Origin of the sequence: Chitinimonas koreensis, from assembly GCF_014353015.1 — a bacterium.
In the GTDB taxonomy this organism is placed as follows: domain Bacteria; phylum Pseudomonadota; class Gammaproteobacteria; order Burkholderiales; family Chitinimonadaceae; genus Chitinimonas; species Chitinimonas koreensis.
The window spans coordinates 3,056,635-3,069,644 of sequence record NZ_CP060704.1; the positions used below are offsets into that span (position 1 = coordinate 3,056,635).

Consider the following 13,010-nt stretch of genomic DNA (forward strand, 5'->3'; position numbering starts at 1 on the left):
CATGGCCGACCAGGCGATCCGCTTCCTGCTCGATGGCGAGGTGGTGCGCGTCGACGACGTGCCGCCCACCTTCACCCTGCTCAATTTCCTGCGCGAGCGGCTGTGCCGCACCGGCACCAAGGAAGGCTGCGCCGAAGGCGACTGCGGCGCCTGCACCGTGGTGCTGGCCGAGCCACGCGAGGGCCGCCTGCATTACCGCGCGGTCAATGCCTGCATCCAGTTCATGCCCACGCTCGACGGCAAGGCGCTGTTCACCGTCGAGTCGCTGCGCGGCCGCGACGGCCGGCTGCATCCGGCCCAGCAGGCGATGGTCGACTGCCACGGCTCGCAGTGCGGTTTCTGCACGCCGGGCTTCGTGATGTCGCTGTTCGCGCTGCACCAGACCGAAGCCGCGCCGGACCGCGAGCGCGTCTGCGATGCGCTGTCGGGCAACCTGTGCCGCTGCACCGGCTACCGGCCGATCCTCGACGCGGCGCAGAAGATGTACCAGTACCCGCAGCAGGCCGAGGCCGCCTGCCCCGCGCTGGCCGGCAGCGAGGCCGCCGTGCTGGCGCAGCTGGAAACCATCCGCCGCAGCGACACGCTGACGGTCGAGCACGCCGAAGGCCGCTTCATGGCGCCGGCCACGCTGGCCGACTTCGCCGCGCTGCGGCTGCAATACCCGGCCGCCCGCATCCTGGCCGGCGGCACCGACGTCGGCCTGTGGGTGACCAAGCAGTTCCGCGCGCTGCCCGAGCTGCTCTATATCGGCAACGTGGCCGAGCTGCAGCGCGCGGCGGTGGTCGACGGCGCGGTCGAGATCGGCGCCGCGGTCAACCTCGAGGACGCCTTCGCCGCGCTGCTCGAGCACCATCCCGAGCTGACCGAGCTGTACCGCCGCTTCGCCTCGAGGCCGATCCGCAACGCCGGCACGCTGTGCGGCAACATCGCCAACGGCTCGCCGATCGGCGATTCGATGCCGGCCCTGATCGCGCTCGGCGCGACGGTGCTGCTGCGGCGCGGCGAGACGGTGCGCGAGCTGGCGCTGGAAGACCTCTACCTGGCCTACCAGAAGAACGCGATGGTCGAGGGCGAATTCGTCCAGGCGGTGCGCGTGCCGCTGCCGCGGCCCGAGGTGGCCTTCCGCGCCTACAAGATCGCCAAGCGCTACGACCAGGACATCTCGGCGGTCTTCGCCGGCCTCGCGCTCGAACTCGACCAGGGCGTGGTGCGCGCCGCCCGGCTGGCCTTCGGCGGCATGGCTGCGACGCCCAAGCGCGCCGCCAAGGCGGAAGCCGCGCTGATCGGCAAGCCGTGGGACCAGGCCGCGGTGGCGGCCGCCCAGGCGGCGCTGGCCGAGGACTTCACCCCGCTGTCGGACATGCGCGCCAGCGCCGGCTACCGCATGCGGGTGGCGCAGAACCTGCTGCAGCGCCTGCTGCTCGACACCACCACCGGCGGCCTGACCACGGTCAACGCCGGCATCGCGACCGAGGTGGCCCATGAAGCCGTTTGAAGCCAGCCCAGACACCCTGAGCGCCGGCCCGCTGGGCCGGGTCGGCCAGCCGCAGCCGCACGAATCGGCCCCGCTGCACGTGGCCGGCGGCGCGGTCTACATCGACGACATCCCCGAGGTGCGCGGCACGCTGCACGCCGCCATCGGCACCAGCACCAAGCCGCACGCCCGGATCAAGTCGCTCGACCTGGCGGCCGTGCGCGCCGTGCCCGGCGTGGTGACGGTGCTGACCGCCGAGGACATCCCCGGCGTCAACGACTTCGGCCCGGTGCTGCACGACGATCCGATCTTCTCGGTCGAGGAAGTGCAGTACGTCGGCCAGTCGATCTTCGCGGTGATCGCCGAGGACATGCGCATCGCCCGCCGCGCCGCCAAGCTGGCCAAGGTGGAATACGAGGAGCTGCCGGCCTACCTCGACGTCGACGCCGCGCTGGCGCAGGAAAGCTACGTGCTGCCGAGCGAACGCATGGTGCGCGGCGACCCGCAGGCCGCGCTGGCGGCCGCGCCGCACCGCCTCAAGGGCACGGTGCGCCACGGCGGCCAGGACCACTTCTACCTCGAGACCCATATCGCCTACGCGCTGCCCAAGGAAGACGGCACCTTCCTGGTCCACAGCTCGAGCCAGCATCCGGGCGAGGTGCAGCACCAGGTCGCGCATGCGCTGGGCCTGCACCAGAAGGACGTGATCATCGAATGCCGCCGCATGGGCGGCGGCTTCGGCGGCAAGGAATCGCAGCCGGGCCTGATCGCCGCCATCGCCGCGCTCGGCGCGCGCAAGCTCGGCCGGCCGGTCAAGCTGAGGCTCGACCGCGACGACGACATGGAGATCACCGGCAAGCGCCACGATTTCCGCATCGACTACGAAGTCGGCTTCGACGACGCCGGCCGCATCCTCGGCATCGAGTTCATGCAGGCCACCCGCGCCGGCTTCTCGGCCGACCTGACCGGCGCCATCGCCGACCGCGCGATGTTCCATGCCGACAACGCCTACTACCTCGAGCACGTCGGCATCACTTCGCACCGCTGCAAGACGCACACCGTCTCCAACACCGCCTACCGCGGCTTCGGCGGCCCGCAGGGCATGTTCGGCATCGAGCAGGTGATCGACGAGATCGCCCGCACGCTGGGCCGCGACCCGCTCGAGGTGCGCCGCGTCAACTTCTACGGCAAGACCGAGCGCAACGTCACCCACTACCGGCAGACCATCGTCGACAACGTGGTGCACGAGCTGGTCGAAGAGCTGGCCGCCAGCGCCGACTACGCCGCGCGGCGCGAGGCGATCCGCGCCTGGAACGCGCAGAGCCCGGTGATCAAGCGCGGCATCGCGCTGACGCCGGTGAAGTTCGGCATCTCCTTCACCGCCACCCACCTGAACCAGGCCGGCGCGCTCTTGCACCTGTATACCGACGGCACCGCGCTGCTGAACCACGGCGGCACCGAGATGGGCCAGGGCCTGTTCACCAAGGTGGCGCAGGTGGTGGCCGAAGAGCTGCAGATCGACATCGGCTGCATCCGCGTCACCGCCTCCGACACCAGCAAGGTGCCGAACGCCTCGGCCACCGCCGCCTCGTCGGGCGCCGACCTCAACGGCAAGGCGGCGCAGGACGCCGCGCGCAAGATCAAGGCGCGGCTGACCGAATTCGCCGCCCGCCACTACGGCGTGAGCGAGAACGAGGTGCGCTTCGAGCGCAACCAGGTGCGCGTGGTCGACACCGTGGTGCCCTTCGCCGAACTCGTGCGGCTGGCCTGGTTCGCCCGCGTCTCGCTGTCGGCCACCGGCTTCTATGCCACGCCCAAGATCGGCTACCAGCGCAAGAGCTGGTCGGGCAACCCGTTCTACTACTTCGCCTACGGCGCCAGCGTGCAGGAGGTGGCGGTCGACACCCTGACCGGCGAGAGCAAGCTGTTGCGCACCGACATCCTGCACGACGTCGGCCGCTCGCTGAACCCGGCCATCGACATCGGCCAGATCGAGGGCGGCTTCATCCAGGGCATGGGCTGGCTGACCATGGAAGAGCTGTGGTGGAACCAGAACGGCCGGCTGATGACCCATGCGCCGTCGACCTACAAGATCCCGACCGCGCGCGACATCCCGGCCGACTTCCGGGTGAAGCTGTGGGAGCGCGGCGAGAACGCCGAGGATTCGATCTTCCGCTCCAAGGCGGTCGGCGAGCCGCCGTTCATGCACGCGATCGCGGTCTGGCAGGCGATCAAGGACGCGGTCGCCGCGGTCGACGGCTACCGCACCTCGCCCAGCCTCAACGCGCCGGCCACCGCCGAGGAAGTGCTGCGCGCGGTCGACGAGATCAAGCGCCAGGCCGCGGCGCGCTGAGCATCCGGGAGACATCGCCATGACCGCGCCCATCGCCCAGCTCGAATCGCTCGTCCGCCATGCCCGCCCGGCGGTGCTGGTCACCGTCGCCGCGGTGCGCGGCTCGGCGCCGCGCGAAGCGGGCGCGGCGATGCTGGTCGAGGCCGGCGGCTGCCACGGCACCATCGGCGGCGGCCATCTCGAGTACAAGGCGATCGACCATGCACGCGCCATGCTGGCCGGCGGCGCGGCCGGCTCCTGCCTGGTGCGCTTCCCGCTCGGCGCCAGCCTGGGCCAGTGCTGCGGCGGGGTGGTGAAGCTGCTGTTCGAACCGATCGACGCCGCCTGCGCCGGCTGGATCGCGGCCGCCGCCGGAATGCAGCGCGAGGGCCGGGCCTGGTTGCGCGCCCACCGCATCGGCGATGCGCCGGCCGCCTCGGTCGTGCTCGGCGCCGACGAAGCCGGCGAAGCGCTGCCGGTCGCCGTGCGGACCGCCGCCCGGGCGCTGCTCGGCGCGGATCGCGGCGAGGCCGGGCGCGACGAAGCGGGGCGCGGCGAAGCCGCGTTGCTGACGCTCGGTGCGGACCAGGGCGACTGGCTGCTGGCGCCGTCCTTCCCGGCCGGGCTGCACGTCGCGCTGTTCGGCGCCGGCCACGTCGGCCGCGCCATCGTCGAACTGCTCGGCCGGCTGCCGTGCCGGGTCAGCTGGATCGACGGCCGCGAAGAGGAATTCCTGCCGGTCCCGCCCGCCAATACCCGCACCGTGGTCGCCGAGGCGCCCGAGGACTGGGTGGCGGACATGCCGGCCGATACCGTCTACCTGGTCCTCACCCACGACCACTCGCTCGACTTCACCCTGGCCGAGCGCATTCTCAAACGCGGCGACTTCCGCTTCTTCGGCCTGATCGGCTCGCAGAGCAAGCGCCGCTCCTTCGAGCAGAGGCTGCGCCACCGCGGCTTCGACGAAGGCCAGCTCGCCCGCATGCACTGCCCGATCGGCGTGCCCGGCGTCGCCGGCAAGGAACCCGAAGTGATCGCCGTCGCGGTCGCCGCCCAGCTGATGCAGCTGCGCGCACAAAGCGCGGTCGCCGGGCTGCAACGACGACGGCCGTCGCAAGAGGCACCGCCCGGCTGAGCCGAAGCGGCCATCGCCGCCCTCCCCCGCCAGCGCTCCATCCGCCCGCCGATCCGGCGCGGCGCAGGGCCGCGCTGCGTCCGGCGGGCATGACGAGCAGCAGCAGGGATACGCGCAGCACATACAAGCAGGCCGGCCAACCGGCCCAACGAGGAGAGCGGCGAATGGATCGGTAACGCGGGCTTCGGCCCGGCGGCACCGTTGGCCGAAGTCCGGTAGGTCGGGCTTTATGCCCGACGGCGCCGCCGGCCAGGGACGCTGTCGGGCATAAAGCCCGACCTACCAGACCCTTTCGACGCTTCTGCAACCAGGCCGCCCCGGCGGCCCACGAGAGACGACGTCATGCAGACCATCGCAACTCCACCCGCCCCGCCGCGCCTGGCGCTCAAGGGCATCCGCAAGGTCTACCCGGCCGTGGTCGCCAACGACGGCATCGACCTCACGGTCGCGCCCGGCGAGATCCACGCCGTGCTGGGCGAGAACGGCGCCGGCAAGTCGACGCTGATGAAGATCATCTACGGCGTCACCAAGCCGACCGAGGGCCAGATCCTGTGGGAAGGCAAGCCGGTGACGGTGGACAGCCCGGCCCACGCGCGCCAGCTCGGCATCGGCATGGTGTTCCAGCACTTCTCGCTGTTCGAGACGCTGAGCGTGGTCGAGAACGTGGCGCTGGCCATGCCGGGCTCGCCCGACCTCGACGACCTCGCCCGCCGCATCGAGGCGGTGTCGACCCGCTACGGCCTGCCGGTCGATCCGCGCCGGCTGGTGCATGCGCTGTCGGTCGGCGAGCGCCAGCGCGTCGAGATCATCCGTTGCCTGCTGCAGAACCCGCGCCTGCTGATCATGGACGAGCCGACCTCGGTGCTGACGCCGCAGGCGGTGCGCAAGCTGTTCGAAACGCTGCGCCAGCTGGCCGCCGAGGGCTGCTCGATCCTCTACATCAGCCACAAGCTCGACGAGATCCAGGAGCTGTGCCACAGCGCCACCGTGCTGCGCGCCGGCAAGGTGACCGGCGCCTGCCGGCCGGCCGAAGAGACGCCGGCCTCGATGGCGCGGCTGATGATCGGCAAGGACCTGCCGGCCTGCCAGCACGGCGCACCGAGCGCCGGCGGCGAGGTGCGGCTCAGGCTGGCCGGCCTCGAGCAGGCCAGCGACGACCCGTTCGGCATCAGCCTCAAGGGCATCGACCTCGAGGTGAAGAGCGGCGAGATCGTCGGCATCGCCGGCGTGTCGGGCAACGGCCAGCAGGAACTGCTGTGCGCGATCTCGGGCGAGCAGACCCTCCGCGAGCGCAAGCAGGTCGAAATCTGCGGCACCGCCGCCGGCCGCATGAGCCCGGGCCGCCGCCGCAAGCTCGGCTTCTGCTTCGTACCGGAGGAGCGGCTGGGCCGCGGCGCGGTGCCGCGCATGTCGCTGGCCGACAACGCGCTCTTGACCGCCCACCGCCAGGGCTTCCTGTGGCGCGGGCTGATCCGCTTCAAGGCGGTGCGCGCCTTCGCCGAGCAGTGCATCCGCGATTACAACGTCAAGTGCGGCGGCCCCGCGGCCGAAGCACGCTCGCTGTCGGGCGGCAACCTGCAGAAATTCATCGTCGGCCGCGAAATCATGCAGGGGCCCAAGCTCCTGGTGGTCGCCCAGCCGACCTGGGGCGTCGACGTCGGCGCCGCCGCCTTCATCCGCCAGTCGCTGATCGACCTGCGCAACGCCGGCGCCGCCATCCTGGTGATCTCGGAGGAGCTCGACGAGCTGTTCGAGATCTGCGACCGGCTGGCGGTGATCGCCAACGGCCGGCTGTCGCCGAGCAAGCCCACCGCCCAGACCAATGTCGAGGAGATCGGCATCTGGATGAGCGGCATCTGGGACGCCACGCCGTCCACCGCCCAACCCACCGGAGTCCTCGCCCATGCTGCTTAAGCTCGAAAGCCGCGCGGAACCCTCGCGCGCGATGCGCTACGCCTCGCCGCTCCTGGCGGTGGTCCTCACCCTGCTCGGCGGCCTCCTGGTGTTCTCGGCGCTGGGCAAGGACCCGGTCGAGGGCTTCAAGGTGTTCTTCCTCAACCCGGTGCGCGACCTCGACGGCATCGCCGAGCTGCTGCTCAAGGCCACGCCGCTGATGCTGATCTCGGTCGGCCTGGCGGTCGGCTTCCGCGCCAGCATCTGGAACATCGGCGCCGAAGGCCAGTTCCTGGTCGGCGCGCTGGCCGGCGGCGGCCTGGCGCTGGCCTTCCCCGACAGCCAGAGCCCGCTGCTGCTGCCCGCCATGCTGGTGGCCGGCGCGGCCGGCGGCGCCGCCTGGGCGGCCATCCCGGCCTTCCTGCGCACGCGCTTCAACGCCAACGAGATCCTGGTCTCGCTGATGCTGGTCTACGTCGCGCAGCTCTTGCTGTCCTGGCTGGTGCACGGGCCGTGGATGGACCCGGACGGCTTCAACTTCCCGCAGACCCGGCAGTTCCAGGACAGCGCGCTCTTGCCGGCGCTGATCGAGGGCACCCGGCTCAACGCCGCCTTCATGGTCGCGCTCGGCGCCCTCTTGGCCGGCTACGTGTTCATGAACCGCAGCTTCCTCGGCTACAAGATGCGGGTGGCCGGCGAGGCCGGCGACGCGGCGCGCTACGCCGGCTTCTCGGCCCGCGCCACGGTGTGGATCGGCCTCCTGGCCGGCGGCGCCATGGCAGGCGTGGCCGGGGTTTCGGAAGTGGCCGGGCCGGTCGGCCAGATCACCGAGTTCGTCGGTTCGGGCTACGGCTTCGCCGCCATCATCGTGGCCTTCGTCGGCCGCCTGCACCCGGTCGGCATCCTGTTCGCCAGCCTGCTGATGTCGCTGCTCTACATCGGCGGCGAGCAGGCCCAGCAATACCTCAACCTGCCCTCGTCGATCTCCAAGGTATTCCAGGGGATGCTGCTGTTCTTCCTGCTGGCCTCCGACGTGTTCATCAACTACCGCCTGCGCTGGACCGCGCGGCGCGCCGTCCGCCCGGCCGCCGTGCCGGCCGCGGCCCAGTGAGGGGAAGGCCATGGAAACCCATCTGTTCACCGCGATCCTGTTCGCCACCATCGTGGCGGCCACGCCGCTGGTCATCGTCGCCCTGGGCGAGCTGGTGACCGAGAAGGCCGGCGTGCTCAACCTCGGCGCCGAAGGGATGATGGCGGTCGGCGCCATCGCCGCCTTCGCCACCGCCCACCACAGCGGCAGCCCCTGGCTGGGCATGCTGGCCGGCATCGGCGCCGGCGTCGCGCTGTCGCTCCTGTTCGGCGTGCTCACGCTCACCTTCATGGCCAACCAGGTCGCCTCGGGCCTGGCGCTGGCGATCTTCGGCGTCGGCCTGTCGGGCTTCATCGGCAAGCCCTACGAATCGGTCGCGCTGCCGACCGTGCCGGCCCTGCCGATCCCGCTGCTGGCCGACCTCCCGCTGATCGGGCCGGCGCTGTTCCAGCAGCAGCCGCTGGTCTACCTGTCCTGGGCGCTGTTCGCGCTGGTCAGCTGGTTCCTCTACCGGAGCCGGGCCGGCCTGGTGCTGCGCGCGCTCGGCGAATCGCCGTCGTCGGCGCACGCGATCGGCTACCCGGTGATCGCCATCCGCTACCTGGCCACCGCCTTCGGCGGCGCCATGGCCGGCCTGGGCGGCGCCTTCCTGTCGGTCTGCTACACGCCGATGTGGGTCGAGGGCATGGTCGCCGGCCGCGGCTGGATCGCGCTGGCGCTGGTGGTGTTCGCCACCTGGCGGCCGCTGCGGGTGATGGTCGGCGCCTACCTGTTCGGCGGCGTGATGATCTCGCAGATGTTCGTGCAGGGCTCCGGCCTGCACATCGAGGTGCCGACCCAGCTGCTGTCGGCCCTGCCCTACCTCGCCACCGTGGCGGTGCTGGTGGTGATCTCGCGCAATCCCAAGCTGATCCGGCTCAACTCGCCGATCTCGCTGGGCCAGCCCTACCGGCCCGATGCCTGAGTCACGCCGCCATCCCGACATGACGACGCGACGACCCCGCAGGTCGGGTTTCATACCCGACGGCGACCTCGGCCAGCGGTGCTGCCGGGCATGAAGCCCGACCTACGGAACCCCGCCGCGGCAACTGAACACCCCGTGCATTCCGCGGACCGGCGCCGGTCGGTCCCGCCCCATCCCAATAAGGAGAGACGACATGCAACACGGCAAGAAAACCCTGCTCGCGATCCTCGCCGCGGGCCTCGTGTCCGCCCTGCCGGCCACGGCGGCCGAGCCGGCCAAGATCGGCTTCGTCTACGTGAGCCCGATCGGCGACGCCGGCTGGACCTATCAGCACAACCTGGGCCGGCTGCAGATGGAGAAGGCGCTGGCCGGCAAGGTCGCCACCAAGTACGTCGAGAACGTGCCCGAGGGCGCCGACGCCGAGCGCGTGGTGCGCGACCTGGCGCGCGACGGCTACAAGGTGGTGTTCGCCACCTCGTTCGGCTACATGAACCCGACGCTCAAGGTGGCAAAGCAATTCCCCGGCACGGTGTTCGAGCACGCCACCGGCTACAAGCAGGACAAGAACGTCGGCGTCTACAACGCGCGCTTCTACGAAGGCCGCTACCTCAACGGCGTGATCGCCGGCAAGATGACCAAGAGCCACATCGCCGGCTACGTCGCGGCCTTCCCGATCCCCGAGGTGCTGCAGGGCATCAACGCCTTCGCCCAGGGCATGCGCTCGGTCGATCCCAAGGCCGAACTGCGGGTGATCTGGACCAACAGCTGGTACGACCCGGGCAAGGAGCGCGAGGCGGCGATGACGCTGATCTCGCAGGGCGCCGACATGGTGACCCACCACACCGACTCGACCGCCGTGGTGCAGGCGGCGCAGGAGCGCGGCGTATACGCCTTCGGCTACCACTCGGACATGAGCAAGTACGGCCCCAAGGCCCAGCTGACCGCCACCACCCACCTGTGGGGCGACTTCTACACCCGCGTGGTCGGCGAAGTGCTGGCCGGCACCTGGAAGCCGACCAACGTCTGGGGCGGCTTCAAGGACGGCATGATCGCGCTGGCCCCGCTGAACCCGGCGGTGCCCAAGGACGTGCGCGACCTGGTCGGCAAGCTCGAGGGCGAACTCAAGGCCGGCACGCGCCACCCGTTCGCCGGCCCGGTGGTCGACCAGGACGGCAAGACCCGCGTGGCGGCCGGCCAGAGCATCAGCGACGCCGACCTGGCGCGGATGGACTACTACGTGCAGGGTGTGGCGAGCAAGCTGCCCAAGAAGTGAGGCCGTGAAAGGTGAAACGTGAAAGGTAAAACGTGGTTCGCCGCTGCGCGGCTCGAGTTCGGGCAAGCCGGGCTTCGAGTGCGGCTGCGCCGCGTTTCACCGATGCGCTTCGCCTTTTCCCGCCCGCCCGAAACGTGACCGGCGCAGCCGTACTCCAAACCGGGCGGGCTCGGCCTAGAACTCGAGCCGCGCAGCGGCGAACCACGTTTCACCTTTCACATTTCACGTTTCACATTCCGTAGGAAACACCATGGAATCCTATCTCGTCGACTGGCTCAACCTGCTCCTGCGCTGGTTGCACGTCATCGCCGCCATCGCCTGGATCGGCGAATCGATCTATTTCGTGATGCTGGACAACAGCCTGCATCCACCCAAGAACGAAGAGAAGAAGAAGCTCGGCATGTTCGGCGAGATGTGGGCCGTGCACGGCGGCGGCTTCTACAACAACCAGAAGTACCTGACCAACCCGCCCGAATTGCCGGCCGACCTGCACTGGTCGTTCTGGAAGTCCTACGTCACCTGGCTGTCGGGCTTCGCGCTGTTCACCGTCATCTACCTGGCCAATCCCTCGTTCTACCTGACCAACCCGGCCAGCGCCTGGCCCTGGGCCGCCTCGCTGTCGGGCGGCGCCGCCAACGTGGTGGCGATCGCCTTCCTCGGCGGCGGCTGGCTGGTGTACGACCAGCTGTGCCGGCGCATCAGCCCGAACATGGAACGCGACGGCCCGCTGAGCTTCGTGGTGGCGCTGATGATGATCGGCGTGGCCTATGCCGCCAGCCACGTGTTCCAGGGCCGCGCCGCCTTCCTGATCACCGGCGCGGTGATGGCCACCTGCATGTCGGCCAACGTGTTCTTCTGGATCATCCCCGGCCAGCGCCGCATGGTGGCCGACCTGCGCGCCGGCCGCGCGCCCAACCCGCTCGACGGCAAGCGCGGCAAGCAGCGCTCGGTGCACAACACCTACTTCACGCTGCCGGTGGTGTTCCTGATGATCAGCAACCACTACGCCTTCACCTTCGGCAGCGCCCATGCCTGGATCGTGATGAGCCTGTTCATCGTCGCCGGCGCGCTGATCCGGCAGTACTTCGTGCTGCGCCACAGCGGCCGCAACGTGGTGGCGCTGCCGGCCGCCGGCGTGGTCCTGCTGGCGATCAATGCCTGGGTCGCCACGCTGCCGGCGGCGCCGGTCGCGGCAACGCCCGCCGTCGCTGCGGCACCTGCCGCCGCGCCGATCGCCGCCGCTGCGGCGGCCGCGGGAACGCCGACGGCCGCAGCCGGCGGCGAGGCCGGCTTCGACCGGGTCAAGGCCGTGCTCGACGCGCGCTGCGTGTCCTGCCATGCCGCCCAGCCGACCCAGCCGGGTTTCTCGGCGCCGCCGGCCGGGGTCAAGCTCGACAACCCGCACGACATCGCCGCCGCCGCCGCCCGCATCAAGAAGGCAGTGGCCACCAACTACATGCCGCTGGGCAACATGACCAAGATGACGCCGGAAGAGCGCCAATTGATCGCCGACTGGACCGGCCAGGGGCAATGACATGAACCGATACGCCTTCCGCGCCTCGCTGCTGCACTTCCTGGGCGACCCGTTCGAGCTCGGTGCGCGCGCCATGCAGTATTTCGACGACGGCATCCTGCTGGTCGAGGACGGCCGCGTGGCCGCCATCGGCGACGCGCGCGAGCTGCTGCCGACGCTGCCGCCCGGCACCGCGCTGACCGACTACTCGGGCAAGCTGATCCTGCCCGGCTTCGTCGACACCCACATCCACTACGCCCAGACCGACATGATCGCCAGCTACGGCGAACAGCTGCTGGCCTGGCTGGAGAAGTACACCTTCCCGACCGAGCGGCGTTTCGACGACCCGGTGCATGCCGGCGAGGTGGCCGAGTTCTTCGCCGACGAACTCTTGAAGAACGGCACCACCACCGCCCACGCCTTCGCCACCGTGCATCCGGCCTCGGTTGACGCGCTGTTCGGCGCGGCTGAGCGGCGCGGCATGCGCATGCTGGCCGGCAAGGTGATGATGGACCGCAACTGCCCCGAGGACCTGCGCGACAGCGCCGAGCGCGGCTACGTCGAATCGCAGGAGCTGATCGCGCGCTGGCACAAGCGCGGCCGGCTCGGCTACTCGGTCACGCCGCGCTTCGCGCCGACCTCGACCGAGCGGCAGATGGAGCTGGCCGGCCAGCTGTTCCGCGACCACCCGGACCTGCACCTGCAGTCGCACGTGGCCGAGAACCAGGGCGAGGTGGCCTGGGTGGCCGAGCTCTACCCGGCGCGGCGCAGCTATCTCGACGTCTACGACCACTACGGCCAGCTCGGCGCGCGCAGCGTCTACGCGCACTGCATCTGGCTCGACGAGGACGACCGCCGCCGCATGGCCGAGACCGGCGCGGCGATGTCGTTCTGCCCGACCTCCAACCTGTTCCTCGGCAGCGGCCTGTTCGACCTCGACGCGGCGCAGGCGATGGGCGTGCGGGTCGGCATCGGCACCGACGTCGGCGGCGGCACCAGCTTCTCGATGCTGCGCACGCTGCACGCGGCCTACGGCGTGCTGCAGCTCAAGGGCCAGTCGCTGTCGGCCGCCCGCGCCTTCTACCTGGCCACGCTGGGCGGCGCGCGCTCGCTCTACCTCGACGACCGGATCGGCAATTTCGAGGTCGGCAAGGAGGCCGACTTCGTGGTGCTCGACCCGGCCGCGACGCCCTTGCTCGAACGCCGCATGGCGCGCGCCGACGGCATCGACGACCGGCTGTTCGCGCTGATGATGCTGGGCGACGACCGCGCGGTGGCCGCCACCCACGTGATGGGCGTGGCGAAGCATGTGCGCGACGCGCATTGAGTAAGAAAG

9 protein-coding genes are annotated in these 13,010 nt (G+C 70.5%); all 9 read left to right on the plus strand.

Translation table 11 applies throughout. The features are described 5' to 3' along the window. Position 1: 1 nt before the first annotated feature. The gene (gene xdhA / locus H9L41_RS12790) at positions 2–1,495 is read left to right on the plus strand and encodes a xanthine dehydrogenase small subunit (protein ID WP_051319174.1); all 1,494 of its coding nucleotides are present in this window, start codon (positions 2–4) and stop codon (positions 1,493–1,495) included. After that, complete coding sequence (gene xdhB / locus H9L41_RS12795) at positions 1,482–3,827, plus strand: xanthine dehydrogenase molybdopterin binding subunit (RefSeq protein ID WP_028446975.1); 2,346 nt, start codon at positions 1,482–1,484, stop codon at positions 3,825–3,827. Before xdhA ends, xdhB begins: the two co-directional genes overlap by 14 nt. Before the next feature lie 19 nt (positions 3,828–3,846). Continuing rightward, positions 3,847–4,941 carry a xanthine dehydrogenase accessory protein XdhC gene (xdhC, locus tag H9L41_RS12800; RefSeq protein WP_028446974.1) on the plus strand — a complete coding sequence of 365 codons (1,095 nt, stop codon included), beginning with the start codon at positions 3,847–3,849 and terminating at the stop codon, positions 4,939–4,941. A 342-nt stretch (positions 4,942–5,283) separates the two neighbouring features. Next, the gene (locus tag H9L41_RS12805; RefSeq protein WP_028446973.1) at positions 5,284–6,855 is read left to right on the plus strand and encodes an ABC transporter ATP-binding protein; all 1,572 of its coding nucleotides are present in this window, start codon (positions 5,284–5,286) and stop codon (positions 6,853–6,855) included. Continuing rightward, positions 6,845–7,945 (plus strand): ABC transporter permease, encoded by a 1,101-nt coding sequence (locus H9L41_RS12810; RefSeq protein ID WP_308417331.1) that lies wholly within the window; start codon positions 6,845–6,847, stop codon positions 7,943–7,945. Before H9L41_RS12805 ends, H9L41_RS12810 begins: the two co-directional genes overlap by 11 nt. 10 nt (positions 7,946–7,955) lie before the next feature. After that, a complete protein-coding gene (locus tag H9L41_RS12815; protein ID WP_028446971.1) occupies positions 7,956–8,888 on the plus strand; it encodes an ABC transporter permease in 933 nt (310 codons plus the stop codon). A 193-nt stretch (positions 8,889–9,081) separates the two neighbouring features. Further along, positions 9,082–10,161, plus strand: a complete 1,080-nt coding sequence (locus H9L41_RS12820) for a BMP family ABC transporter substrate-binding protein (RefSeq protein WP_028446970.1) — start codon at positions 9,082–9,084, stop codon at positions 10,159–10,161. A 250-nt stretch (positions 10,162–10,411) separates the two neighbouring features. After that, positions 10,412–11,695, plus strand: coding sequence for a urate hydroxylase PuuD (locus tag H9L41_RS12825; RefSeq protein ID WP_028446969.1), 1,284 nt, complete (start codon positions 10,412–10,414; stop codon positions 11,693–11,695). A 1-nt stretch (position 11,696) separates the two neighbouring features. Continuing rightward, a complete protein-coding gene (gene guaD / locus H9L41_RS12830; protein ID WP_028446968.1) occupies positions 11,697–13,001 on the plus strand; it encodes a guanine deaminase in 1,305 nt (434 codons plus the stop codon). The last annotated feature ends 9 nt before the right edge of the window (positions 13,002–13,010 follow it).

Excerpts from the sequence above, each read along its gene's own strand:
- xdhC (WP_028446974.1), top strand. The coding sequence starts at position 3,847 with ATGACCGCGCCCATCGCCCAGCTCGAATCGCTCGTCCGCCATGCCCGC.
- xdhB (WP_028446975.1), top strand. The coding sequence starts at position 1,482 with ATGAAGCCGTTTGAAGCCAGCCCAGACACCCTGAGCGCCGGCCCGCTG.
- H9L41_RS12815 (WP_028446971.1), top strand. The coding sequence starts at position 7,956 with ATGGAAACCCATCTGTTCACCGCGATCCTGTTCGCCACCATCGTGGCG.
- H9L41_RS12805 (WP_028446973.1), top strand. The coding sequence starts at position 5,284 with ATGCAGACCATCGCAACTCCACCCGCCCCGCCGCGCCTGGCGCTCAAG.
- guaD (WP_028446968.1), top strand. The coding sequence starts at position 11,697 with ATGAACCGATACGCCTTCCGCGCCTCGCTGCTGCACTTCCTGGGCGAC.
- H9L41_RS12810 (WP_308417331.1), top strand. The coding sequence starts at position 6,845 with ATGCTGCTTAAGCTCGAAAGCCGCGCGGAACCCTCGCGCGCGATGCGC.
- xdhA (WP_051319174.1), top strand. The coding sequence starts at position 2 with ATGGCCGACCAGGCGATCCGCTTCCTGCTCGATGGCGAGGTGGTGCGC.
- H9L41_RS12825 (WP_028446969.1), top strand. The coding sequence starts at position 10,412 with ATGGAATCCTATCTCGTCGACTGGCTCAACCTGCTCCTGCGCTGGTTG.
- H9L41_RS12820 (WP_028446970.1), top strand. The coding sequence starts at position 9,082 with ATGCAACACGGCAAGAAAACCCTGCTCGCGATCCTCGCCGCGGGCCTC.